23 protein-coding genes and 1 tRNA gene are annotated in these 24,393 nt (G+C 66.2%); 17 read left to right on the forward strand and 7 right to left on the reverse strand.

Annotated features, from left to right (window positions below; translation table 11 throughout):
• Window positions 1-234 precede the first annotated feature (234 nt).
• From GPJ75_RS21690 to GPJ75_RS21705, 4 genes are read left to right on the forward strand one after another with little or no spacing between them, the layout of a single operon-like run.
• The gene (locus GPJ75_RS21690) at window positions 235-1,494 is read left to right on the forward strand and encodes a sarcosine oxidase subunit beta family protein (protein WP_163271255.1); all 1,260 of its coding nucleotides are present in this window, start codon (window positions 235-237) and stop codon (window positions 1,492-1,494) included.
• A gap of 13 nt (window positions 1,495-1,507) precedes the next feature.
• Window positions 1,508-1,789 (forward strand): sarcosine oxidase subunit delta, encoded by a 282-nt coding sequence (locus tag GPJ75_RS21695; protein ID WP_163271257.1) that lies wholly within the window; start codon window positions 1,508-1,510, stop codon window positions 1,787-1,789.
• Window positions 1,786-4,776, forward strand: a complete 2,991-nt coding sequence (locus GPJ75_RS21700; RefSeq protein WP_163271259.1) for a sarcosine oxidase subunit alpha family protein — start codon at window positions 1,786-1,788, stop codon at window positions 4,774-4,776. The genes GPJ75_RS21695 and GPJ75_RS21700 overlap by 4 nt, the downstream gene beginning before the upstream one ends.
• Window positions 4,769-5,353 (forward strand): sarcosine oxidase subunit gamma, encoded by a 585-nt coding sequence (locus GPJ75_RS21705; protein WP_163271261.1) that lies wholly within the window; start codon window positions 4,769-4,771, stop codon window positions 5,351-5,353. The genes GPJ75_RS21700 and GPJ75_RS21705 overlap by 8 nt, the downstream gene beginning before the upstream one ends.
• Before the next feature lie 278 nt (window positions 5,354-5,631).
• Here GPJ75_RS21705 and recA read toward each other — a convergent pair whose 3' ends face one another.
• A complete protein-coding gene (recA, locus tag GPJ75_RS21710) occupies window positions 5,632-6,720 on the reverse strand; it encodes a recombinase RecA (protein ID WP_163271263.1) in 1,089 nt (362 codons plus the stop codon).
• Between the two features lie 228 nt (window positions 6,721-6,948).
• Here recA and GPJ75_RS21715 point away from each other — a divergent pair, with 228 nt between their 5' ends.
• Both GPJ75_RS21715 and GPJ75_RS21720 read left to right on the forward strand, forming a co-directional pair.
• A complete protein-coding gene (locus tag GPJ75_RS21715) occupies window positions 6,949-7,887 on the forward strand; it encodes a carbohydrate kinase family protein (protein ID WP_163271265.1) in 939 nt (312 codons plus the stop codon).
• 24 nt (window positions 7,888-7,911) lie between these two features.
• On the forward strand, window positions 7,912-8,835 hold the full coding sequence (locus tag GPJ75_RS21720) for a pseudouridine-5'-phosphate glycosidase (RefSeq protein WP_163271268.1): 924 nt from the start codon (window positions 7,912-7,914) through the stop codon (window positions 8,833-8,835).
• An 8-nt stretch (window positions 8,836-8,843) separates the two neighbouring features.
• On the opposite strand, the gene GPJ75_RS21725 is transcribed toward GPJ75_RS21720, so the two are convergent.
• The gene (locus GPJ75_RS21725; protein ID WP_159586608.1) at window positions 8,844-9,497 is read right to left on the reverse strand and encodes a YiaD family glycine zipper/OmpA-like lipoprotein; all 654 of its coding nucleotides are present in this window, start codon (window positions 9,495-9,497) and stop codon (window positions 8,844-8,846) included.
• A gap of 116 nt (window positions 9,498-9,613) precedes the next feature.
• Window positions 9,614-10,687 carry a GGDEF domain-containing protein gene (locus tag GPJ75_RS21730; protein WP_163271270.1) on the reverse strand — a complete coding sequence of 358 codons (1,074 nt, stop codon included), beginning with the start codon at window positions 10,685-10,687 and terminating at the stop codon, window positions 9,614-9,616.
• Between the two features lie 376 nt (window positions 10,688-11,063).
• Here GPJ75_RS21730 and GPJ75_RS21735 point away from each other — a divergent pair.
• A tRNA-Leu gene (locus GPJ75_RS21735) sits at window positions 11,064-11,148 on the forward strand.
• Between the two features lie 88 nt (window positions 11,149-11,236).
• Here GPJ75_RS21735 and wrbA read toward each other — a convergent pair.
• Window positions 11,237-11,836 (reverse strand): NAD(P)H:quinone oxidoreductase, encoded by a 600-nt coding sequence (wrbA, locus tag GPJ75_RS21740; RefSeq protein ID WP_163271272.1) that lies wholly within the window; start codon window positions 11,834-11,836, stop codon window positions 11,237-11,239.
• Window positions 11,837-12,014: 178 nt separating this feature from the next.
• Between wrbA and GPJ75_RS21745 the strand changes: the two genes are divergently transcribed.
• The 6 genes from GPJ75_RS21745 to GPJ75_RS21770 all read left to right on the forward strand — a co-directional run bounded on the left by GPJ75_RS21745 (window position 12,015) and on the right by GPJ75_RS21770 (window position 17,290).
• A complete protein-coding gene (locus GPJ75_RS21745) occupies window positions 12,015-12,755 on the forward strand; it encodes a competence/damage-inducible protein A (protein WP_163271273.1) in 741 nt (246 codons plus the stop codon).
• A 201-nt stretch (window positions 12,756-12,956) separates the two neighbouring features.
• Window positions 12,957-13,799: a universal stress protein gene (locus GPJ75_RS21750; protein ID WP_163271275.1), complete on the forward strand. Its 843-nt coding sequence runs from the start codon at window positions 12,957-12,959 to the stop codon at window positions 13,797-13,799.
• 68 nt (window positions 13,800-13,867) lie between these two features.
• On the forward strand, window positions 13,868-14,293 hold the full coding sequence (locus tag GPJ75_RS21755; RefSeq protein ID WP_163271277.1) for a GFA family protein: 426 nt from the start codon (window positions 13,868-13,870) through the stop codon (window positions 14,291-14,293).
• A gap of 120 nt (window positions 14,294-14,413) precedes the next feature.
• A complete protein-coding gene (gpt, locus tag GPJ75_RS21760) occupies window positions 14,414-14,911 on the forward strand; it encodes a xanthine phosphoribosyltransferase (protein WP_163271278.1) in 498 nt (165 codons plus the stop codon).
• A 147-nt stretch (window positions 14,912-15,058) separates the two neighbouring features.
• Window positions 15,059-15,550 carry an NUDIX hydrolase gene (locus GPJ75_RS21765; RefSeq protein WP_163271279.1) on the forward strand — a complete coding sequence of 164 codons (492 nt, stop codon included), beginning with the start codon at window positions 15,059-15,061 and terminating at the stop codon, window positions 15,548-15,550.
• A gap of 159 nt (window positions 15,551-15,709) precedes the next feature.
• Window positions 15,710-17,290 (forward strand): inorganic phosphate transporter, encoded by a 1,581-nt coding sequence (locus GPJ75_RS21770; protein ID WP_163271280.1) that lies wholly within the window; start codon window positions 15,710-15,712, stop codon window positions 17,288-17,290.
• A gap of 164 nt (window positions 17,291-17,454) precedes the next feature.
• Here the strand turns inward: GPJ75_RS21770 and GPJ75_RS21775 are convergent, their stop codons facing one another.
• Window positions 17,455-18,285, reverse strand: coding sequence for a hypothetical protein (locus GPJ75_RS21775; RefSeq protein WP_163271281.1), 831 nt, complete (start codon window positions 18,283-18,285; stop codon window positions 17,455-17,457).
• A 784-nt stretch (window positions 18,286-19,069) separates the two neighbouring features.
• Between GPJ75_RS21775 and GPJ75_RS21780 the strand changes: the two genes are divergently transcribed.
• From GPJ75_RS21780 to GPJ75_RS21795, 4 genes are all read left to right on the forward strand, one after another.
• A complete protein-coding gene (locus GPJ75_RS21780; protein WP_163271282.1) occupies window positions 19,070-22,834 on the forward strand; it encodes a vitamin B12-dependent ribonucleotide reductase in 3,765 nt (1,254 codons plus the stop codon).
• A gap of 73 nt (window positions 22,835-22,907) precedes the next feature.
• The gene (locus tag GPJ75_RS21785; protein WP_163271283.1) at window positions 22,908-23,099 is read left to right on the forward strand and encodes a type II toxin-antitoxin system HicA family toxin; all 192 of its coding nucleotides are present in this window, start codon (window positions 22,908-22,910) and stop codon (window positions 23,097-23,099) included.
• 1 nt (window position 23,100) lies between these two features.
• The gene (locus GPJ75_RS21790) at window positions 23,101-23,307 is read left to right on the forward strand and encodes a type II toxin-antitoxin system HicB family antitoxin (protein ID WP_163271284.1); all 207 of its coding nucleotides are present in this window, start codon (window positions 23,101-23,103) and stop codon (window positions 23,305-23,307) included.
• Window positions 23,308-23,323: 16 nt separating this feature from the next.
• Window positions 23,324-23,650: a helix-turn-helix domain-containing protein gene (locus GPJ75_RS21795; RefSeq protein ID WP_163271285.1), complete on the forward strand. Its 327-nt coding sequence runs from the start codon at window positions 23,324-23,326 to the stop codon at window positions 23,648-23,650.
• 31 nt (window positions 23,651-23,681) lie between these two features.
• On the opposite strand, the gene GPJ75_RS21800 is transcribed toward GPJ75_RS21795, so the two are convergent.
• Together GPJ75_RS21800 and GPJ75_RS21805 are read right to left on the reverse strand one after the other, a co-directional pair.
• Window positions 23,682-23,930: a hypothetical protein gene (locus GPJ75_RS21800; RefSeq protein ID WP_163271287.1), complete on the reverse strand. Its 249-nt coding sequence runs from the start codon at window positions 23,928-23,930 to the stop codon at window positions 23,682-23,684.
• Window positions 23,931-24,047: 117 nt separating this feature from the next.
• The gene (locus tag GPJ75_RS21805; protein ID WP_163271289.1) at window positions 24,048-24,257 is read right to left on the reverse strand and encodes a cold-shock protein; all 210 of its coding nucleotides are present in this window, start codon (window positions 24,255-24,257) and stop codon (window positions 24,048-24,050) included.
• Window positions 24,258-24,393 lie beyond the last annotated feature (136 nt).

A 24,393-nucleotide genomic window follows, 5' to 3' on the forward strand; every position in this document is an offset into this window, starting at 1 on the left:
GTGAGTTGAAACCGCAACCCGATCTTCAGAACAGCCAGTATGTCGATGCGGGTCCGTGCGGCAATCGCTTGTTTGCGACACGCCGCAACCGCCCTACGACTTGGGCGCCAGGCCGCGTGGTGGCCATAGGGTGGCGGCAGGTCGCCCCTGTGAAAACCCATGGCGCATTATTTGCCTTGATGGCCCTTGCTGCCCTATAGCTTCCTCACCCGTGGGGAACGAACGGCGGCCTCGATGGCGGAATATTCTGCGCTTTCGCTTCTAAAAAATGCATTGACCGGCAATCGGGACTGGAAGCCGGCCTGGCGCAAGCCGGAGCCGAAGCCGTCCTATGACGTGATCATCATCGGCGGCGGCGGGCATGGCCTGGCGACGGCCTATTACCTTGCCAAGGAGCACGGTATCACCAACGTCGCGGTGCTGGAGAAGGGTTGGCTCGGCTCCGGCAATATCGGCCGCAACACCACCATCGTGCGTTCAAACTATCTGCTGCCCGAATCCGTCCGCTTCTACGATTTCTCGGTGAAGCTGTGGGAAAACCTGTCGCACGAACTGAACTACAACGTGATGTTCTCCCAGCGCGGCATCCTGAACCTCGCCCACTCGCCGTCCCAGGCCGACGACTATATCCGCCGCGGCAACGCCATGTGCCATGGCGGCGGCGACGGGGTGTGGCTGACGCCGGCAGAGATCGCCCGCAAGGTGCCGGGCGTCGACCTTTCACGCTCCGCCCGCTTCCCCGTTATCGGCGGTCTCCTGCAGCCGCGCGCGGGAACGGCCCGGCACGACGCGGTGGCCTGGGGGTATGCGCGGGCCGCGGACCGGCGCGGTGTCGATATCCTCGAGAACTGCGAGGTGACGGGCTTCCTGCGCGACGGCGAGAAGATCGCCGGCGTCGTCACCACGCGCGGCGAAATCCGCGCGAAGAAAGTGGCGGTCGCCGTGGCCGGCAGCACCAGCCGGCTGATGGGGATGGCGGGCATCGACCGGTTCCCCATCGAGAGCCACGTGCTGCAAGCCTTCGTCTCGGAAGCCATAAAGCCCTTCGTCGACTGCGTGGTCACCTTCGGCGGCGGCCATCTCTATATGTCCCAGTCGGACAAGGGCGGCCTCGTCTTCGGCGGCGACCTCGACGGCTACAACTCCTACGCCCAGCGCGGCAACCTGCCGCTGGTGGAAGAAGTGATGGGCGAGATGGTGGCCATGTTCCCCGCCGTCGCGCGCCTGCGCCTCCTGCGCTCCTGGGGCGGCATCATGGACATGTCCATGGACGGTTCGCCCATCATCACTGGAGGGCCGCTGCCCGGCATGTATCTGAATTGCGGCTGGTGCTACGGCGGCTTCAAGGCGACGCCAGCTTCGGGCTTCTCCTTCGCCTGGACCATCGCCAAGGACGAGCCGCACGCCGTCAACGCGCCCTTCACGCTGTCGCGCTTCGAGCGCGGCGCCGTCATCGACGAAAAGGGCCAGGGGCCCACGCCGAAGCTGCATTGAGGAAAAAAGAAGAATGCTGATCCCCTGCCCTCACTGCGGCCCGCGCGATGTCTCGGAATTCTCCTACCAGGGCGATGCCACGCGCACCCGCCCCGACCCCGCTTCCACCGACATGAAGGCCTGGCACGACTACGTCTATAACCGCCCGAACCCGGCCGGCCCGCACCGCGAATACTGGCAGCATGCGGGCGGCTGCCGGGTGCATCTCCTCCTCACACGCGACACGCTGACCCACGAGGTCCAGGCCGTCGCCTTCGCCCGCGCGGGCCTCAACGAGGGTGCCGGTAAGCCATGAGCGCGCGCCGTATCCCGACCGGCGGGCTGATCGACCGCAGCCGCACGGTTCCCTTCACCTTCGACGGCAAGGCCTATACGGGCTTCGCCGGCGACACGCTGGCCGCCGCGCTTCTGGCGAACGGCATCACGCTCATTGGCCGCTCGTTCAAATACCACCGCCCGCGCGGCGTCTTCACCGCCGGCGTGGACGAGCCGAACGCGCTGGTGACAGTCTTCAAGGACGGCGTGCGCGAGCCGAACATCCCGGCCACGCAGATCGAGCTTTACGAGGGCCTCGTGGCGGAGAGCCAGAACCGCTTCCCCTCGCTCGATTACGATATCAGCGCCCTGAACCAGCTCGCCGGGCCGCTCTTCGGCGCCGGCTTCTATTACAAGACCTTCATGGGGCCGGTTGTCGGCCCGCTCAAGGGCACCCGCTTCTGGATGTTCTGCGAGCATTTCATCCGCCGCGCGGCGGGGCTCGGCCGTGCCGGCTACGACAAGGATCCCGCCCGCTACGAGCGCATGAATGCCTTTTGCGACGTGCTCGTGGTGGGTGCCGGGCCCGCGGGGCTGATGGCGGCCGAGGCTGCCGCCAAGGCGGGAAAGCGCGTCATCCTGGCCGAGCAGGAGCCGCGCGCCGGCGGCGCCGCCAACTGGTCTGGCGAGACGATCGGCGGCAAGCCGGCGGCCCTGTGGGCCGAGGCGGCGGCGGAGCGGCTCGCCGCCATGGACAACGTCCGGCTCCTGACGCGCACGGCGGTCTGGGGCTATTACGACGGCAACAATCTGGCCGCGCTCGAGCGCGTTGGTGACCACCTGGCCGCGGCCCCCAAGGGCGCGCCGCGCCACCGGCACTGGTCCATACGCGCGGAGAAGGTGGTGCTCGCAACAGGCAGCTTCGAGCGACCGATTGTCTTTCCGGGCAACGACCGGCCGGGCGTCATGCTTGCTGGCGCGGCCGAGCGTTATGCCAATCAGTTCGGCGTGCTGCCGGGTGAGAAGATCGCCATCTTCACCAACAACGACGGCGCCTACCGCGCCGCCGCGGCGCTGAAGAAAGCGGGCGGCGCCGTGGTCGCCATCCTCGACGTGCGGCCGGAGATTTCAGCCGCGGCGCGGGCGCTTGCCGAGGAAGCGGGCGTTGTGCCGCTTCTTGGCCACGCGGTGGCGGGCACCGCCGGCAAACGGCTTGCGAAAGTGCTGATACAACGCTTCGACGCCGCCACCGGCCGCCTGTCCGGCGACGTGCGGCCCGTCGAAGCCGACTGCCTCGCCGTCTCCGGCGGCTGGTCGCCGGCGATCCATCTGGCAAGCCAGGCCGGCCGCAACCCCGCCTGGGACGACCGGCTCAACGCCTTCCTGCCGCCGCAGCCGACACAGGAATGGACGGGCGCCGGCGCCTTCACCGGGGCGATGAGCACGGCGGAAGCGCTGTCGAGCGGCCGCGACGCGGGCCTGATCGCCGCCGGCAAGAAGGCTTCGCGCGCCAAGCTGCCCGAAGTCGCCGCCCCGCCGCTCGAGGCGGGCCCCGCCCCCGTCTTCGAGATCAAGGCGGAGGGCAAGGCCTTCGTCGACCTGCAGAACGACGTGACGGCCGATGACGTGCGGCTGGCCCACCGCGAGGGCTTCGTCTCCGTCGAGCACCTGAAGCGCTACACCACGCTCGGCATGGCGACCGACCAGGGCAAGACCTCCAACGTGCCCGGATTGGCCATCATGGCCGGCGCGCGCGGCCTGGCTATCCCCGAGGTCGGCACCACCCGCTTCCGCCCGCCCTTCTCGCCTGTCTCCATCGGTTCGCTGGCGGCGGAGAAGCATGGGCATTTCAAGCCCGACCGGCTCACCCCCATGCACGACTGGCATGTGGAGCGCGGCGCGCGCATGATGGAGGTTGGCCTGTGGCACCGGCCGATGGTCTATGGCGAGGCGGGCGAGACGGTCGAGCAGACCTATATCCGCGAGGCCGCCACTGTCCGCGCCTCGGTCGGCATCGTCGACGTTTCCACGCTCGGCAAGATCGCCGTGAAGGGGCCGGACGCGGCGGAATTCCTCGACCGCGTCTACACCAACATGTTCTCGACGCTGGCCGTCGGCAAGGCGCGCTACGGCCTGATGCTGCGTGAGGACGGCATCGCGCTCGACGACGGCACCACCTGGCGGCTCGGCGAGCACGACTTCCTGATGACGACCACCACGGCGAACGCCGGCAAGGTGATGCAGCATCTGGAATATTATCTCGACGTGGTGTGGCCGGACCTGAAGGTGCACCTGGCCTCCGTCACCGACCAATGGGCGGGTGCCGCCGTGGCGGGGCCGAATGCGCGCAAGGTTCTGGAAGCGTGCGTGACGGAAACGGCAGTGGACAACGAGGCCCTGCCCTTCATGGGGATCGTGCATGGCGGGATCGCCGGCGCGCCGGTGATGATCTGCCGCCTCTCCTTCTCCGGGGAGCTCGCCTACGAGGTCTATTGCGGCGCTGGCCACGGCACGCATGTGTGGGAAGCTCTGATGGAGGCTGGCGAGGCTTTCGGCATCACGCCCTACGGCATGGAGGCGCTGGGAACGCTGCGCATCGAGAAGGGCCACGTGACGGGCGCGGAGATCGACGGCCGCACGACGGCGCGCGACCTTTACCTCGACTGGATGCTGTCGAAGAAAAAGCCCTTCATCGGCTCCGCCCTGATGGACCGCGAAGGTCTCATCGATACGAACCGCATCCGCCTTGTCGGCGTCGTCTCGCTGGACGGCCGGCCGCTCGGCGGCGGCGCGCATATCGTGGAAAAGGGCAGCCTCGAAGAACTGGGCGAGAGCATCGGCCACATCACCGCCTTCTGCTATTCGCCGGCGCTTTCGAAATATATCGGCCTGGCGCTGGTCAAGGGCGGCAAGGCACGGCATGGCACGCGCGCCTTCGTCTCCGATGCGCTGCGGAAGCGTTTTGGGCCGGTGGAGATCGTCAGCCACCACTTCTTCGATCCGGAAGGGAGCCGCATGCATGGTTGAGCGCGTCTCTCCCCTGGGCGAGGCCTTCCGGCCCGGCACCTACGGCAATCTGGCCGAAGGCCCCGGCGTGACGCTGACCGAGGCGACGCCCGCCGCGATCGCCGAAGCCTCCGCCTTTCCGGGCAGCACTGAGCCGCTCCTCGCCGCCATCGAGACGGTCACCGGGCTCTCCCTCCCCGCGACGCCGGGCGCCGGCGCCGTGGGCGACGGCGCTGCCGTCTTCGCAATCGGACCGGGGCGCTATCTGGTTTCCGGGGCCGAAGGGCTGAGTGCGAGCCTGCAGGCTGCCGTAGCGCTCGATATCGGCACCGTCACCGACCTTTCCCACGGCCGCGCCGCCCTGCGCATCGCCGGCCCGCGCGCCGAATGGGTGCTTGCCAAACTCTTCGCGCTCGATTTCTCGCCCGCCGCCTTTCCAGTCGGGGAAGGCCGTGCCACCGCTCATCACGACGTCTTTGCCCACATCCAGCGTACAGGCGGCGACCAGTTCGACATCTACGTCTTCCGCTCCTTCGCCCGCGCCTTCTGGCAGGAGCTATGCGCGGCGGCGGAGGAAACGGGCTACGAGGTAGGATAGGGCGCCCACTCCTCGCCCCCACGAAGTGGGAGAGGTGGATCGCGCGGAACGCGAGGCGATGAGGAGGCCGGCTCGGCGGCGCCACTTGCGCGGGTGTTACCCACGACGGGCATCTTGTCGGATCGAAGCAGGAGTGAATGGAAGAGGCGGCGCCGTTGCCCCCTCACCGACCCCGCCATGCGGGGCCACCTCTCCCCCACATTCGTGGGGGCGAGGAGTGGCGCCCTTCATCTCCCCTCGCGCGTCCTCACGCCGCAATCTTCTCGGGAGAGAGAAGCTCAGCCTTCGGCGGCGTCGTCCAGGTCGTCGTCGTCGCCACGGGCCTCGTCGAGGAACTGCTCGGCGATCAGCCCGGCGTTCTGCCGCAGGGTCAGCTCGATCTCGCGCGCAACCTCGGGATTGTCGCGCAGGAACTGCTTGGCATTCTCGCGCCCCTGGCCGAGGCGCTGGGAGTTGTAGGAGAACCAGGCGCCCGATTTTTCAACCGTGCCGGCCTTGATGCCGAGATCGATCAGCTCGCCGGTCTTCGACACGCCTTCGCCATACATGATGTCGAACTCGACCTGCTTGAAGGGCGGGGCCAGCTTGTTCTTGACGACCTTGACGCGGGTCTGGTTGCCGACGGTCTCGTCACGGTCCTTGACCGCGCCGATACGGCGGATGTCGAGGCGCACGGACGCATAGAACTTCAGGGCGTTGCCGCCCGTCGTCGTCTCCGGCGAGCCGAACATGACGCCGATCTTCATGCGGATCTGGTTGATGAAGATCACCATGGTGTTGGAGCGCGAGATGGAGGCCGTCAGCTTTCTGAGCGCCTGGCTCATCAGGCGGGCCTGCATGCCGGGCAGCGAATCGCCCATCTCGCCCTCGATCTCGGCGCGCGGGGTGAGAGCGGCGACGGAATCGACGACGATAACGTCGAGCGCGCCCGAGCGCACCAGCGTGTCGCATATCTCCAGCGCCTGCTCGCCCGTATCGGGCTGCGAGATGAGCAGGTTTTCCAGGTCCACGCCCAGCTTGCGCGCGTAGACGGGGTCGAGCGCATGCTCGGCGTCGATGAAGCCGCAGATGCCGCCCTTCTTCTGTGCCTCGGACACCGTGTGGAGCGCCAGCGTCGTCTTGCCCGAGCTTTCCGGTCCGTAGATCTCGATGATTCGCCCGCGCGGCAAGCCACCGACGCCGAGCGCGATATCGAGGCCAAGCGAGCCGGTGGGGATGGTTTCGATTTCGACCACGCGGTCGTTGGCTCCCAGCCGCATGATCGAGCCCTTGCCGAAGGCCCGCTCGATCTGCGAAAGCGCCGCGTCCAATGCCTTGGATTTATCCACCGACTTTTCCTCTACAAGCCGCAACGAATTCTGAGCCATGATACAACACCCCTCTAACGTCAATGGAAGCCGCGCGGGCCAATTTCCCTATATTTTTGTGTACCTCTTTTGTTCCGACTTGGCAATAGGGATCATGTTTCTGTTTTTAAACGATAATTCCACCTTGTTCTATTTTTGTCCCTACCCCGGAGCGAAAATGCGCAGCGTTTTTGAGGCAAATGAACGCGTTCCTAATGCGAACGGGTCGAATGCAAGCGGGGGAACGCCATGACGCGGCCGCGCCTTCTCGCCGTCGGCGGCGCGCATATCGACCGCAGGGGCCGCGTTGCCGGTGTCCATGTGCCGGAGGCCTCAAACCCCGGCACCATGCGCGAGGAGATCGGCGGCGGTGCCTTCAACGCGGCGCGCGCGGCCGTGCAGCGCGGGGTAGCGGCTTCGCTTCTGTCGCTCAGGGGCGGCGATGCGGCGGGCGAGACGGTGGCCGAGGCGATCGAGGCGGCGGGCATCGAGGACCTTTCGGCAACCTTCCTCGACCGGACGACGCCGAGCTATACGGCCATCCTCACGGAGGCAGGCGACCTCGTTACCGGGCTTGCCGACATGGTGCTCTACGAGCATGGCTTTATAAAGCAGGTTCGCCGATCCAAGGTGCGCGATGCGGCAGCCGGAGCGGATGCGCTCCTCTGCGATGCCAACATGCCGGCGGAGGCGATCGAGCGCCTCCTCGCGCTTGCGGCGGGAAAGCCGGTCCATGCGATCGCCGTCTCGCCGGCCAAGGTGGTTCGGCTGGCGCCGGTCATTTCCTCCCTTTCCTGTCTCTTCATGAACAGGCGGGAAGCCTGCCGCCTGGCGGACATGGCATCGGAGGCGCCGCCGCTCATTGCTGCGAAGGCGCTTGCGGGAATGGGGCTTCAGGCCGGCGTGATCACGGCCGGCGGGGGGCCTGCCCTTTGCTTCCGGCATGGCGAGTTCATCGAGATCGCGCCGCCACCCGTCGATCACGTTGCCGACGTGACGGGCGCGGGAGACGCGCTTGCCGGCGCCACGGTAGCCGCCCTGATGCGCGGGCTTGCATTCGCGGAGGCGGTGCGCGAAGGGATGGCGGCGGCAAAGCTCGCCGTGGAGAGCGAGGACGCAGCGCCACGGATGGACGAGGCGGCCTTCCGCGCCGCGCTCGCCCGCGTGCCGCCGCCAAAGCCCGCCTGACAGGGCATCGAAGCAGGAGAACCCATGCCGCTCACCGCGCATATCGACATCCATCCGCCGGTCGCCGAGGCGCTTGCCGGGGGCCAGGCCGTGGTGGCGCTCGAAAGCACCATCATCACCCACGGCATGCCCTGGCCGCAGAACGACGAAATGGCGGCCGAGGTGGAGGCGATCATCGCCGAAGGAGGCGCCGTGCCGGCCACCATCGCCGTCGTCGACGGGCGGCTGAAGATCGGCCTTTCGGAAAGGGAGCGGCAGGCGCTGGCGCAGCGCAAGGACGCCATGAAACTGTCGCGCGCCGACCTCGCCTTCGCGCTTGCCGAGGGGCGGAGCGGCGGCACGACGGTGGCGGCCACCATGATGGCCGCGCATCTGGCCGGCATCGCCGTCTTCGCGACCGGCGGCATCGGCGGCGTGCACAAGGGGGCGGAGACGAGCTTCGACATGTCGGCGGACCTCGACGAACTGGCGCGCACGCCGGTCATCGTGGTCTCGGCCGGCGCCAAGGCCATCCTCGACGTCCCCAAGACGCTGGAGGTGCTGGAGACACGCGGCGTGCCGGTGGTGGGCTTCGGGACGGACGTGATGCCCGCCTTCTGGTCGCGCGGCTCGTCCCTGCCCGCGCCGCTGCGGCTCGACACAGCGGCGGCGATCGCCCGTTTTCAGAAGACGCGCGAGGCGCTGCGGATCGGCGGCGGCATGCTTGTGGCCAATCCGGTCCCGCAGGAAGACGAGATAGCGGCGGCGGAGATGGAGGGCTTCATCGCCCGCGCTCAGGAAGACGCCGTGGCCGAAGGCGTGACGGGCAAGGCCGTCACGCCTTTTCTGCTCTCCCGCATCCTTGAGATCACCGGCGGACGCAGCCTCAAGACCAACATCGCGCTCGTCAAAAACAATGCGCGCCTTGCGGCGCGCATTGCCCGTGCGCTTGCAGCGCAGGATGAGTGAGGCTGCCGCTAGCCAGCCGTGAGCGGCGCCAGGCGGATTTCCACGCGCCGGTTCTGCTGCCTGCCGTCCGGCGTGTCGTTGGAGGCGACGGGCTGGCTCGGCCCCTGGCCGATGACGGCGAAACGCTGCGGGTTCGTGCCCTGGGCGACGAGATAGTCGGACACCGACTGGGCGCGCTGGCGCGAAAGCTGCATGTTGTGCTCGTAGCTGCCGGTCGAATCGGTGTGGCCGTAAACGTCGACCAGCGTCTGGTTGTAGCGCTTCAGGACCAGCGCCACCGAGTTCAACGTCGGGTAGAAGGCCGGCTGGATGGAGGACGAATCGGTGGCGAAGGTGATGTTGGAGGGCATGTTCAGGATGATGTAGTCGCCCTGCCGCGTCACGCTGACGCCGGTGCCCTGAAGCTGGCCGCGAAGCTGCGCCTCCTGCTGGTCCATATAGGCGCCGATCCCGCCGCCGGCCAGCGCGCCGATACCGGCGCCGATCAGCGCATTGCGCCGGTCGTCGCCGCCGGCAAGCAGGCCCGCGCCGGCACCCGCCAGCGCCCCGAGCGCCGCGCCCCCTGCGGTGTTGGAAATCTTCTGCTGCCCCGTATAGGGGTCGGTGGTGCACGCCGCCGCGAAGCCCGCCACGGCGGCGACCAAAATCACTTTCCTGAACATAAGCTCGTCCTCTCCTGACAAATATCGACCCGCAACCCCGAAAGCGCGGCGAATCCCAATGAACGTCCCCCGGGGGAGCCCTTTTAACACAAATGCGGCGAAATGCGGCAAGGCCCCTATTCGGCCCGGTACAGGAGCCAATTTTTCGTCAGCTTGCCGGAAGAAAGTGTGGAGAAACGGGTAACACGGTCGCGCCCGCCCACCTTGGAGGCATAGAGCGCGCGGTCCGCCTTGGCGTAGAGGTCCTCGGCATCGCCGGCGTCAGTGGCCATGCACAGGCCGAGCGAGATGGTGATGGGGCCGAAGCCGCGCGAGGACGGGCCGATGACGAAATCGGCCTCGCTGATCGCCGCGCGCACGCGTTCGGCCGCCTCCTCCGCCGCCGCTTCCGAAAGCCCGTCGACGACGACGGCGAATTCCTCTCCGCCGGTGCGCGCCACAAAGCTTCCCGCCCCGCTCTTGGTATCGATGAGCTGCGCCACCATCTGCAGGATGCGGTCGCCGACGGGATGGCCGTAGCGGTCGTTGAAAGCCTTGAAACCATCGATGTCCGCCAGGATCAGGGCGTGGAACATGACAGCCCGCCGGTCCGAATAGATGCCGGCCAGCTTGCGGTCGAAGGCGCGGCGGTTCCATATCTTGGTGAGCGGATCGGTATCGGCCAGGCGCTTGTACTGCTCCAGCTTGGATTTCACCTTCTCCAGTTCGACGCTCTTCTCGGCCATCGCCCGGCTGATCTGGCGCCCCTGATCGAGCGTGGTCTGGGTGGCGGTCGCCATGATGCCGACGATCTTCTGCAACAGATCGCTCGAAATCTCCTGCCGGCGGCCAAGGCCGCCGGAGGTCTGGTCCAGGATGAGGCCGAATTTCTCCAGCGACGTCCGCTCGCGGCCGAGGAGACCGAGGATTTCCTCGGCCCGCACGGCGATCTGCTCCTGGGCGTTCTCGACGATCGCCTGGCGGCTGCTCTGGGCGAAGTACCTGCGCGACAATTCGTCGAGGGCGGCCTGCGTGGGCCGGTCGCCGAGCGCGGCGAAGGCGTCGCACATTTCCCGGTTGGAGCCGGTCATCGCCTCGTAGAAGATCTCATAATTGCGCGGCAGGCCAACGACGCCCATGCGGCGCATGGAGGCCGCGATGGTCGTGGCAATGTCGGCCCTGCCCTCCGAAACGATTGCCGTTTGTGACATGCCCTTGCTTCACCTTCCACGAAGTCGTGGCCCCCGCCCGAGGCACGAAGCTGAAATTGCGGCGGCGGCGCAGCCCCGCGCGGCGCCACCCCCGAATGACAATTGGTTCAAATTAGCGCAGCCCATCTAACGCGGAGTTAATCACGGCGCGCCGCCCTCGCTGCCGGATGCCGCATCTTCCACCGGATGGCGGTGGACCCCGCCTTCCTCACACGATCGCTTGATCGCGCCGCGTTCTGCGGCTAGTGGTCTGACCCAAACGGATGGTGCCCATCCGTTTGGAAAGGTCAGCCCACAAGCTATTGGTCTGGTGGGGCGATTTGTCCTGACAGATGGGGACCATCTGTCAGGATCGCACCACCAGACGTTTTCGCGTGCGGACGTGGCGGAATTGGTAGACGCAAGGGACTTAAAATCCCTCGGCTTCGGCCATGCGGGTTCGATCCCCGCCGTCCGCACCACCCTTCGCTCTTCGAGCTTCGGGTGGCAGGCCACACGAAAACGGGCGGCCCGACGGCCGCCCGCTCGCCCCGCCCAAAAGCCCGGAAATCAGCCCGCCAGCTTCGCGGTAATCTCGGCCATCCGCTTGCCCTGGAACTTCGCGCCCTCCAGTTCCTGCTCGGAAGGCATGCGCGAGCCGTCGCTGTTGGTGCTCGTCGTCATACCGTATGGTGAGCCGCCACGCACCGTGTCGTTGCCCGACTGGCCCTGATAAGCGTAGGACAGGGGGACGATGATCATGCCGAGGTGCTGCAGGGGGATCTGCGAGGTCACCACCGTCATCTCCGCGCCGCCGTGCTGGGTGGCGGTGGAGCTCATGATGGTCGCCGTCTTGTTGATCAGCTTGCCCTCCATCCACAGCGGGCCCATCTGATCGATGAAATTCTTCATCTGCGAGGACATGAGGCCGAAGCGCGTCGGTATGCCGAAGATGATGCCGTCATAGTCGGCCACCTCCAGCGGCTCGGCCACCGGCGCTTCCTGGTCGAGCTTGTAGCCGGCGGCCTTGGCCACCTCCTCGGGCACCAGCTCGGGCACGCGCTTGACCGTCACATCGGCGCCTGCCTCGCGCGCACCCGCCGCCGCCGCCCGCGCCATCTGCTCCATGTGGCCCCAGCTCGAATAGTAAAGAACCAAAATCTTCGCCATCGTCATTCTGCTCCTTGGAAATCTCATGGGCGGCGCCGGATGCGGCGCCCATGCCGATTTAAGTGCAGCGGCGGGCAATGGAACGCCATCGTTGGTCGACACAGTGTTCACCGTTTGCCGTCCATTGCCGCGGAAGCGCGATGCGGCTATCTGACGAAGGTTCACGGAGAAGCGCGCGATGAGCGAAATCGTTACGGCGGCAATGGTGGTGATCGGCGACGAGATCCTGTCCGGCCGCACCAAGGACAGGAACATCGGGCATCTGGCCGACATGCTGACGGCCGTCGGCATCGATCTTAAGGAAGTGCGCGTCGTCCCCGACGAACAGGAAGCCATCGTCGAGGCGGTCAATACGCTGCGCGCCCGCAACACCTATGTCTTCACCACGGGCGGCATCGGCCCCACCCACGACGACATCACGGCCGACGCCATCGCCGCCGCCTTCGGCGTGCCCTGCGGCTACGATCCTGAGGCCTACCGTCTTCTGGAAGAGCATTTCGCCAGGCGCGGCATCGAGTTCTCCGAAGCGCGCAAGCGCATGGCGCGCATGCCCGAGGGTGCCGCGCATATCGCCAATCCGATCTCGGTGGCGCCGGGCTTTTCCATTGGCAACGTCTACGTGATGGCGGGTGTGCCGGCCATCTTCCAGGCCATGCTCGACAGCGTGATCCCGGGCCTGAAGACAGGCGCCAAGCTCATCTCCGTCGCCGTCCCCTCGCCGCTGCCCGAGGGCACGATCGGCGGTCCGCTGGGCGACATCCAGAAGGCGCACGGCGAGACCATCATCGGCTCCTATCCGAAATACGAGGACGGCCGGTTCTGGACCGAGATCGTCATCCGCTCCCGCTCGGACGAGGCGCTGAAGGCGGCCAAGAACGCGGTCGAGGAGATGTTGGATACCCTGCTGAAACGAAATTGAGCCGGCGCCGTTGACATAGTGGACTGACCCAAACAGATGGTACCATCTGTTTGGAAAAGTCAGCCCACAAGCTATTAATCTGGTGGGGCGATTTGTCCTGACAGATGGGGACCATCTGTCAGGATCGCACCACTAGGGCAAAGGCGGATGCGGGCGCGCCGGCCATAATGGCGTTCCACATCGCCATCCATGGAGGCCCATATGGTCTACAAGACACTGCTCGTCATCCTGCAAAGCGAGGCCGATACGCCGCGGGTGCTGGATTTCGCCCTCCCCTTCGCCGCGCGCTACAACAGCCACGTCATCGGCCTCCACGCCGAGGCGCTGCCCATTGCCATGGCCAGCCCCATGGGCGGGCCGATCGCGGACTTTACCCTCGATATGGAAGCGGAGGCCGCCGACCGGCATGCCAAGCTGCGTGCCATCTTCGAGGAACGCACACGGGCCGAAGGCCTGGCGGCGGAATGGCGCGGTTATGAAAGCGTTTCAGGCGATTCGGCCGTCTCCGGCATCGAGAGCGCGCGTACCGCCGATCTGGTGATCGTCCAGCAGAACGATCCCGACGCCGACAGCCGCATGGCAGCCGATGTCGAGGCGCTGATCTTCGAAAGCGGCCGCCCCGTCCTGCTCGTCCCGTACACCTTCAAGGGCCGTAGCGTTCCTTTCAGAGAGGTGGTCTTGGCCTGGAACGGCAGCAAAGAGGCCTCCCGCGCCGCCTTCGATGCCCTGCCGCTCATGAAGGAGGCGGGCAAGGTCGAGGTGCTGACCGTCGATGCCCGCGACACGCTGCAGCAGGACGCAGGCCTTGCGGGCGCGGCCATCGCCGCCTCGCTCGCCCGATACGGCCTCGATGTGACGACGCGGGCCGAGCACTCGGCCGGTCTGTCGCATGGCGACGTCATCGCCAACCGGCTCGCCGAAACGGATGCCGATCTCCTGGTCATGGGTGCATTCGGCCGCTCCCGGCTTACCGAATTCGTCTTCGGCGGCGTCACCCGCACCATGCTGCAGTCGATGACGGCGCCGATTCTGATGGCGCGGTAGAAGCCCAACCGTTTGATGGCCGCCCGCTTATCTGCTACCGGCAATGCCGGTAACGATGGAGGCTGCCGATGGACCGCGACATCACCGAAATCGACGGCGCGTGCCACTGCCGTGCCGTGCGCTTCCGTGTCCGGCTGACGGACGGTCTCCACAGCGCTCGCCGCTGCACATGCTCCTATTGCCGCATGCGCGGCGCCGTCGCCGTGACAGCCGGTCTCGACGGCATCGACATCCTTGAGGGCGAAGACGCGCTCAACCTCTATCAGTTCAACACCGGGACGGCGAAACACTACTTCTGCTCGAAGTGCGGCATCTATACCCACCACCAGCGGCGCTCGAACCCCAACGAGTGCGGCGTCAACGTCGCCTGCCTCGACGGGATCAGCCCTTTCGACTTCGACGAGGTGCCGGTAAACGACGGCGTCAACCACCCCTCCGACGGAGGGAAGGACAGCGGCCTCGCCGGCGTCCTCCGGTTCGTCCGCAACGACTAGACGCTTTCCCGGCTGCACGACGATGAACCGTCTTCCAGCGCGCCCTTGCGCTTCACCCCCATTTCCGGCTAATTCCCCCTGCATTCCCGGCGCGGCATGCGCCGCAGCGGAGTGCGCGAGATGTCCCTTCCCGAAAAAGCCTTCCCCGTCTCGTGGGACCAGTTTCACCGCGACGCGCGGGCGCTTGCATGGCGGCTTTCCAGCGTCAACGGCCGCTGGAAGGCGATCGTGTGCATCACCCGCGGCGGGCTGGTGCCGGCGGCGGTGATCTCGCGCGAACTCGGCATCCGCCTGATCGAGACCGTGTGCGTGGCCTCCTACCACGACTATACCGAGCAGGGCGAACTCAACATCCTCAAGGAGATCACGCCGGCGCTCCTGGAAAACGAGGGCGAGGATATCCTCATCGTCGACGACCTGACGGACACCGGCAAGACGGCGGCCATCGTGCGCGCGATGATCCCGAAGGCGCACTTCGCCACCGTCTACGCAAAGCCCAAGGGCCGCCCGCTGGTCGACACCTTCATCACCGAGGTCAGCCAGGATACCTGGATCTATTTTCCCTGGGATCTGGGTTTTTCCTACCAGAAGCCCATTGCGGACGAGCATATCGGCTGACGCCGCCGCAGCCATCGGGACCTCCGGTCGAAGGGGCCTTCCGGCCCCGCTTTTCCTTGTCTGCCTGTCATTGCGACATATCTTCAGGGAAAGATGGTAGACTCTTGAGCGATTCTCGTTGCGGGAAGCGCGCCGGATGGTGAACGGATGATCTTTACCCACGCCGCACGGATCGGCCTTACCGAGCGCCTGCGCCGCCTCTTCGGCGGCAATCCGCCGCGCGTGCAGGCGGCGGCTTTGCCCTGGCGACGGGAGGGCGACCGGATCGAAGTGCTGCTGGTGACGAGCCGGGGCACCGGCCGCTGGGTCCTGCCCAAGGGCTGGCCGGAAGCGGGCGAAAGCCTGGCCGGCACGGCGGCGCGAGAGGCGCGCGAGGAAGCCGGCGTCGAGGGGTCGATGGCGAAGACGGAGATCGGCCGCTACTTCTACGGCAAGGAAATGGAGAGCGGCCTCACCTGGCGCTGCGAGGTTGCCGTCTTCCCGCTCCAGGTGAAGCGGGAGGCCGCGCGCTGGCCGGAAAAGAAGGAGCGCACCCGCCGCTGGGCGACACCGGAAGAGGCCGCGGCCATGGTTAAGGAGCCGGATCTGGCCGGGCTCATCGCCGCTTTCGACGGTCATCCACGGGAAATCGCCGCCTGAATCGCCATTTTCACGGTTAATGTCGTCCCGATACTTGTGCCGGCCTCCCGCTTTGCCTACGCGGTCTGTATCCGTGCAGCGTAAAGGCTGTTCGGGGGAACCATTCGATGCCTGGAGCGCTTTGCGGTAGCAAGACGCCAACGGCCGCTGGAACCTGAGATGGCCTCGACGACCGACAGCACCGCCAGAGTGAGAAAACGCACCCTCGACAAGGACCTGGACAAGCTGGTCCACGTCGAGGAGGCGACGAGCCTTGTCGCGCGCGGCCTCGTGGCGCCGGGGCTCGGCCTTCTCTTCCTGGCGCTGGCCGCCGTCTTCGCCTCCGTCTACGTGATCGGCGAGCCGCGCGCCATCATCATCATCGCCGCTTCCGCCATCGGCGCCTATATGGCGCTCAACATCGGCGCCAACGACGTTGCCAACAACGTCGGTCCCGCCGTCGGCGCCAAGGCGCTGACGCTTACCGGCGCGCTTGTCATCGCCGCCATCTTCGAGACCGCCGGCGCGCTGATCGCCGGCGGCGACGTGGTGAGCACCATCTCCAAGGGCATCATCGCGCCGGACTCCGTGGCAAGCCCGGACATCTTCATCCGTGCGATGATGGCCGCCCTCATCTCGTCCGCCCTTTGGGTGAACCTTGCGACCTGGATCGGCGCACCCGTCTCCACCACCCACTCGGTGGTCGGCGGCGTCATGGGTGCGGGCATCGCCGCGGCCGGCTTTTCCACCGTCCATTGGCCCACCATGGCGCAGATCGCCGCAAGCTGGGTCGTCTCGCCCGTCATGGGTGGCCTTATCGCCGCCCTCTTCCTCGCCTTCGTCAAGACAGCGATCATCTATCAGGACGACAAGATCACCGCCGCGCGCCGCTGGGTGCCGCTGCTGATCGCCATCATGGCGGGCGCCTTTACCGCCTATCTGGCCACCAAGGGGCTGAAGAAGGTGGTGAGCATCGACAATGGCGCGATCGCAGCCCTCGGCATCGGCGCCTTTGCGCTCGTCTGGGTGCTGGCCCGCATCCATGTGCGCCGCGAATCGGAAGGCATGGAGAACCGCAACCAGTCGCTCCGCCGCCTGTTCAAACTGCCGCTGGTCATCTCGGCGGCCCTTCTGTCCTTCGCCCACGGCGCCAACGACGTGGCCAACGCGGTGGGGCCGCTGGCCGCCATCGTCTTCACCGCGGAGGCGGGCGCGGTGACCACCACGGTGACCATTCCGCTGTGGGTTATGGTGATCGGCGCCTTCGGCATTTCGCTTGGCCTTGTGCTGTTCGGGCCGAAGCTCATCCGCATGGTGGGCGAGCAGATCACCAAGCTCAACCCCATGCGTGCCTTCTGCGTGGCGCTGTCGGCGGCGATCACCGTGATCATCGCCTCCGGCCTCGGCCTGCCCATAAGCTCCACCCATACGGCCGTGGGCGCGGTCTTCGGTGTCGGTTTCTTCCGCGAATGGTATACCGCCCGCTCCAAACGCCGCCGCGCCTATCTGGAGCGCAAGGGGCTGAAGGTGAAGAACGTCCGGGCGGCGGGCAGCCCGGCGGGCAGCAAAATCGGACCGTTCCATGTCCTGTTCGAAAACGAGGAGAACGGGGCCGCCGGCATTTCGGGCGAGGAAATCGTCCGCCGCAAGCTGGTGCGCCGGGCGCACGTGCGCACCATCGTCGCCGCCTGGATAACCACAGTACCGGCCGCGGCGGCGCTCGCCGGCGGCATTTTCCTGTTCCTCGACGCGTTCGGGTAGCTAGGGACGGGGCGCATCGAGCGCGCTGGCACGCACTTCCGAAAGGTGGCGCCGAAGCGAAGGCACGCTTATCCGTTGCCGCGCTTCATACGAAGCCGGGCTATGTCAAAGAACCGAGAAGACGGGCGGCCAAAATGCCCGACTCTCCGAACGCGCCGCCCGCCTCACGACGTATCGGGGCTCTCCAGCGCCTCCACGGCCAGCGAATGGGCGTGCACGAGGATCTCGTCGACCTCGCGCACGTTGCGGAGGCGGTAGCCTGTCGGCTCGAAGCGGGCGAGCCGGCCGCCGGGCGGCCGGCCGCCGCGCAGCGGTGCGACGCGGCGCGTAAGCCCCAGATCGCGGCGCGCCTTCCAGCGGGCAAAGCGCATGGCCTGCCCCGGCAGATCGTCGAGGGCGGCTGTGAGCGCCGCCAGCCGCCGGCCAAGGCACGCCGCGCTGACGGGATCCTCGCGCGAGGGCGGCCGCGGCAGGGGCGACGGCTCGATGAGGCCGGGAAACAGGATGCGCGGGACAGCGCGCACAGGCCCATGGCGGCCCCCTTCGGCAAGCCCGGGGCTCAGGGAAAGCCGCAGCGGGTCGAAGAGCGGCAGGCTCAAGGTTCGCGGACGGGCGCTTGCTGCGGCGCGCCTGGCTTCCGCCTTCGCTCTGCGCGCTGCGGCGGACAGGTCGGCGGGCGAGGCCATCACGGCGATGCCGAGGCTGCGCAGGAACGGCGCCGAGGTCGCGGGCCTCTGCCCCTGTTCGCGCGGCGGCGGCAGAGAGACGACCAGGCCCCGCGCGGCCGCGATGACCAGCCGCCGCGCGGCGGCCTCGGCCGGGCGCAGCAGGCTGAGGATGGCGCGCCAGAGATGGCGAGGCAGTGTGCTTTGCAGCTCGCCTTCGGCTGGCGCCTCGCCATCAGGCCCCACGGCCAGCCCGGCCATGGCCACGAGCGAAGCCACGATGCGCTTCAGAGCCACGCGATCTTGCTCGATTGCCGCACTCCCGTCCATCGCCGCCTCCTTTCTTCAAGCGCGGGATTATCGCACGGGTCGGGCGAGGCGTGAAAGGGGTGTAGGAAAATATTCCTGACAGATGCTGACAGGGGCGCGCCACGCGCCGGGGCGAAGGCGCGGTTGCGTGGCGGGATGGGCTGGCGTGGCATGGTGTGGGGCGAGGTGCGGGGGCCCCGCCACGGAGCGGATATCGGCGGGAAGGCCCTCGCCTTCACGAAAAAGCCGGCGATCTCCCCGATATCCACATGCGTGACACACAACATATAGCGGTCACAAAACTTATAAGAAACGAATCCTTGACGGGGGAAAACGAGTCGCCTTTTAATGGCGCCGTGCCTCTTTTTGCGAGGCGCGGCCGGAAAGTCCACTAGTCGGTCAGTTTTCCAATCTGTTGTCGCGTTTGCGCATCCGCCCGTTGTCGCCACGGGCGGAAGGAGGGCGTTTTTTTTCGAGAAAGGCGACGGGGGCGCTGGTGCCGAGGGTGGCGTAAGCAAGCTGTTAATACTATATTTAGTGATTGCAGCGATGCTTGGCACTAAATAATGTGAGAATTCTCCATTCGGAGAACAACCACAGGAAGCGTCAGAATGGACCAGCCGGATTCCCCGGCGGGACCCTTGCCCGGGCGGCAATGCCGAGCGGGCGGGATGGGGATCGGGTGTTGGAGAACCGCCGTGACACGAGGCACGGCGGCATGCGGCGGACACGGCGTCCGCCGGGGCAGATGTGATGAGCATCGCCCCGTGAAGGACGCTATATATAGGAATTGAAGAGGGCTAAGATGCGCATCGAACGTCGGTTCACCAAGGAAGGCCAGTCCCCCTACGCGGAGATCGCCTTCCGCAAGGCCTTGAGCGAGATCAGGAACCCGGACGGCTCCACCGTCTTCCGGCTGGAGAACATCGACGTGCCGGCGCGGTTCTCCCAGGTCGCCAGCGACATCCTGGCGCAGAAGTATTTCCGCAAGGCCGGCGTGCCGGCGCGGCTGAAGAAGGTCGAGGAGAACGACGTCCCCTCCTTCCTGTGGCGCTCGGTGGCCGACGAGGAGGCCCTGGCCGAACTGCCCGAGGAGGAGCGCTACGGCTCCGAGATCGATGCCCGCCAGGTCTTCAACCGGCTGGCCGGCACCTGGACCTACTGGGGCTGGAAGGGCGGCTATTTCGATACGGAGGCCGACGCCCAGGCCTTCATGGACGAGCTTTGCTACATGCTCGCCACCCAGCGCGTGGCGCCCAACTCGCCGCAATGGTTCAACACCGGGCTCCACTGGGCCTACGGCATCGACGGCCCCGGCCAGGGCCATTATTACGTCGACCCCTTTACGGGCAAATTGACGAAGTCGAAGTCGGCCTACGAGCACCCGCAGCCGCATGCCTGCTTCATCCAGTCCGTCGGCGACGACCTCGTCAACGACGGCGGCATCATGGACCTTTGGGTGCGCGAGGCACGGCTTTTCAAGTATGGCTCGGGCACCGGCTCCAACTTCTCGCACCTGCGCGGCGAGGGCGAGCGGCTTTCGGGCGGCGGCAAGTCGTCGGGCTTGATGTCGTTCCTGAAGATCGGCGACCGCGCGGCGGGGGCCATCAAGTCCGGCGGCACGACGCGGCGCGCCGCCAAGATGGTGGTCGTCGACGTCGACCACCCGGATATCGAGGACTACATCGACTGGAAGGTGAAGGAGGAGCAGAAGGTCGCAAGCCTCGTCACCGGCTCCAAGATCGTCAAGAAGCACCTCGAAGCCATCATGAAGGCCTGCGTCAACTGCCAGGGCGACAATGACGACTGCTTCGAGCCGGCCAAGAACCCGGCGCTCAAGCGCGAGGTGAAGGCGGCCAAGAAGAACGCGGTGCCCGAGAACTACATCAAGCGCGTCATCCAGTTCGCGCGCCAGGGCTACACGAAGATGGAGTTCAAGACCTACGACACGGATTGGGATTCGGAAGCCTATCTCACCGTCTCGGGCCAGAACTCCAACAACTCCGTATCGCTGAAGGACGACTTCCTGCGCGCCGTCGAGAACGACGGCGAGTGGACGCTGATCAACCGCATCGACGGCAAGGTGGCCAAGACGCTGAAGGCGCGCGATCTCTGGGAGAAGATCGGCTACGCCGCCTGGGCCTCGGCCGATCCGGGCCTGCACTTCAACACGACGATGAACGACTGGCACACTTCGCCGGCGGCCGGGCCCATCCGCGCGTCGAACCCGTGCTCGGAATACATGTTCCTGGACGACACGGCCTGTAACCTTGCGTCCATGAACTTGCTTCAGTACCGGCAAAAGGACGGGACCATCGACATCGCCGCCTACGAGCACACGGTGCGGCTGTGGACGATGGTGCTGGAAATCTCCGTCATGATGGCGCAGTTCCCGTCGAAGGAGATCGCCAAGCTCTCCTACGAGTACCGTACGCTGGGGCTGGGCTATGCCAATATCGGCGGTCTCTTGATGACCTCCGGCATCCCCTACGATTCGCCCGAGGGCCGCGCCATCTGCGCCAGCCTGACTGCCATCATGACGGGCGTTGCCTATGCGACCAGCGCCGAGATGGCCGGCGAGCTCGGCCCCTTCCCCGACTATGAGCGCAACGCGAAAGCGATGCTGCGCGTCATGCGCAACCATCGCCGCGCCGCCCATGGGGAGACGGGCGGCTACGAGGATCTCGCCGTCAACCCGGTGCCGATCAAGGCGGAAGACTGCCCGCAGGCCGACCTCGTGGAGCATGCCAGGGCCGCCTGGGACCGGGCGCTGGAGCTTGGGCAAAAGCACGGCTACCGCAACGCGCAGGCGACCGTCATCGCGCCGACCGGCACGATCGGCCTCGTCATGGATTGCGACACCACCGGCATCGAGCCCGACTTCGCGCTGGTCAAGTTCAAGAAGCTCGCCGGCGGCGGCTATTTCAAGATCATCAACCGCGCCGTGCCCGAGGCGCTGAGGACGCTCGGCTACTCGGAGGCCCAGATCGCCGAGATCGAGGCCTATGCCGTCGGCCACGGCGACCTGAACCAGGCGCCCGGCATCAACCCGACGACGCTCAAGGCCAAGGGTTTTCCGGACGACAAGATCAAGACGCTGAACGAGGCGCTGAAGTCGGCCTTCGACATCAAGTTCGTCTTCAACCAGTGGACGCTGGGCGCGGACTGGCTGAAGGAGACCTTCGGCTTCACCCAGGAGCAGCTCGACGACTTCTCCTTCGAGGTGCTGCCGGCTGTCGGCTTCTCCAGGCAGGAGATCGAGGCCGCCAACATCCACATCTGCGGCGCCATGACGCTGGAAGGCGCGCCGCACCTGAAGGACGAGCACCTGGCGGTCTTCGACTGCGCCAACCCGTGCGGCAAGATCGGCAAGCGCTTCCTCTCGGTCGAAAGCCACATCCGCATGATGGCGGCCGCGCAGCCCTTCATCTCCGGCGCCATCTCCAAGACCATCAACATGCCCACCGAGGCGACCGTCGACGACTGCAAGGAAGCCTACATGCTTTCCTGGAAGCTGGCGCTGAAGGCCAACGCGCTCTACCGCGACGGCTCCAAGCTCTCGCAGCCGCTCAACGCCTCGCTGCTTGCCGACGACGAGGAGGACGCCGACGACCTGGTGGAGGAGCTGGTCTCCGCCCCCACCGCCGCCCAGGCCGCGCAGGTGACGGAGAAGATCGTCGAGCGCGTCATCGAGCGCGTGGTGCGCGAGCGCGAGAAGCTGCCGAACCGCCGCAAGGGCTACACCCAGAAGGCCGTGGTCGGCGGGCACAAGGTCTATTTGCGCACCGGCGAGTTCGACGACGGGCGCATCGGCGAGATCTTCATCGACATGCACAAGGAAGGCGCCGCCTTCCGCGCCATGATGAACAACTTCGCCATCGCCATCTCGATCGGCCTGCAATACGGCGTGCCGCTCGAGGAATATGTCGACGCCTTCACCTTCACCAAGTTCGAGCCGGCCGGCATCGTCCAGGGCAACGACGCCATCAAGAACGCCACCTCGATCCTCGACTATGTCTTCCGCGAGCTTGCGGTCTCCTATCTCGGCCGCACCGACCTTGCCCATGTGGACACGTCGGACTTCACCAACACGACGCTCGGCCGCGGCATCAGCGAGGGCAAGGCGACCCCCTTCTCCAAGGGGCTCACCCGGGGCGCCGCCCCCTTCAAAGTGGTGGGCAAGACGGAGCCCAAGGGTGAAGCCTCCGGCGGCGCCCCCACGGCGCGCGCGGCCTCCAACGTCCGCGCCATCTCCCCGGGCGGCACGGTGACGGCGCTGAAGCCGGTCGTCGCCGAACTCCGCGAAGAAGCCACCGCCTTCCGCCGCGACTACGAGGAGCGGGCGAAGGAGCTCGCCGAGGAAGCGGCCGGGGACACGAACGCGCTCTTCACCGACGAGGCGGCGGAAGAGGCGGCCGAGGCGAAAAAGGTGGAGACGCACAGGCGGCAACAAGCCATCGCGCAGGGGTATACGGGGAACATGTGCTCGGAGTGCCAGAACTTCACGATGGTGCGGAACGGGACTTGTGAGAAGTGCGATACGTGTGGGGCTACGTCAGGGTGTAGTTGAGCCGGAAACGTGACAGACCAGACCATGGGCCTCCCTATGATGTTCTCGGACATTGCAGGGAGGCTTTTTCTACATGAAGGTCCGCGATATCATTCGCCTGATCGAGCAAGATGGCTGGTATCAGGTTGCAACCAAGGGCAGCCATCGCCAATATAGGCATCACAACAAGGCCGGCCGCGTCACCGTGGCCGGCAAACCATCTGACGATGTCGCGCCCGGCACCTTAAATAGCATCTTGAAACAGGCCGGGCTCAAGGAGCGATGAGATGCGCTATGCCGTGGTTATCGAGAAGGCCGGGAAGAACTATTCCGCCTATGTGCCCGACTTGCCGGGCTGCATTGCCACCGGCGCGACCGTCGCGGAAGTGGAAAACGAAATCCGCGAGGCCATCCGCTTTCACATAGAAGGCTTGCGAGAGGATGGGCTTCCGGTGCCGGATCCCGTGAGTCTGGCGGAGTATGTGGAGGCGTAAATCACGCGCGGAAAAGATGGCTGACAGAACAGACTGGAAGCGCCTTGCCGAAATGACGGACCATGAGGCCAAGGCCAGCGCCCGGTCCGATCCCGACAATCCGCCGCTCGACGCCACCGCCCTATCGGCAATGAAGCGCATGCCGCGCGTTGCGGTCATCCGCCGGGCGCTGCGGCTGACGCAGCAGGAATTTTCCGCCCGCTATCACATCCCGCTCGGCACACTGCGCGACTGGGAACAGGGGCGCTCCGAGCCTGACCAGACGAGCCGCGCGTTTCTGCGCGTCATTGCGATGGAGCCGGAGGCGGCGGCCAGAGCACTGGCGGAGCAAAAGGTGGCGTGACCGTTTGCGACGACTGCCCACGGATGGGCAGTCACCCCGCGCGGCGTGCTCCACCCGCCTTCACAGCCGTCTTGCGCGCCTTCGCCTTCGCCGGCGCCGGCTTCGGCTGCTGTGCTTCCATTTCAAGGCGGGCCTGCCTCAGGCGCTCGGTCTTGGCCTCGCGGCGTGCGGCTTCCGCGTCGATGATCGCGCGGGCGGTGCGGTCGGTGATGTCCGCCTTGGTGGCGGCGTTCGGCCGGGTGGGCCGGAAGAGGGTGTCCTTGGTGATGGCTTGAGTCATGTGGTTCGTCCTTTTCGATGCCTGAAAAGCAAAAAGGCCGGGCGTTGCCCGACCTTTCCTCTCATCTCAAAGACCCGTGCCAGTACATCCGTGGTCACGGATCGAGATGGGTACGCTTTACGCGGCGCGCAGGTTGTCCGCGGCATTCTTGCCCGAGCGGCTGTCCCTGACGACGTCGAAGCTCAGCTTCTGGCCTTCCACGATGGTGCCGAGGCCGGCACGCTCGACGGCGGAGATGTGGACGAAAACGTCCGTTCCGCCATCATCCGGCTGGATGAAGCCAAAGCCTTTGGTGGAATTGAAGAACTTTACGGTTCCGGTGTTCATGACGATTTCCTTTCAATCGGTCACGGCATTTGCTCACCGCGCCTTAAGCACGGCGAACGGTTCAGATCGATTTTGAAGGAAGTTCGTCGAGACGCCCGGAGGCGACAGCAGAGCTTAGCAAGCAAGATCGATAGGG

Origin of the sequence: Chelativorans alearensis, assembly GCF_010993735.1 — a bacterium.
Lineage (GTDB): Bacteria > Pseudomonadota > Alphaproteobacteria > Rhizobiales > Rhizobiaceae > Chelativorans > Chelativorans alearense.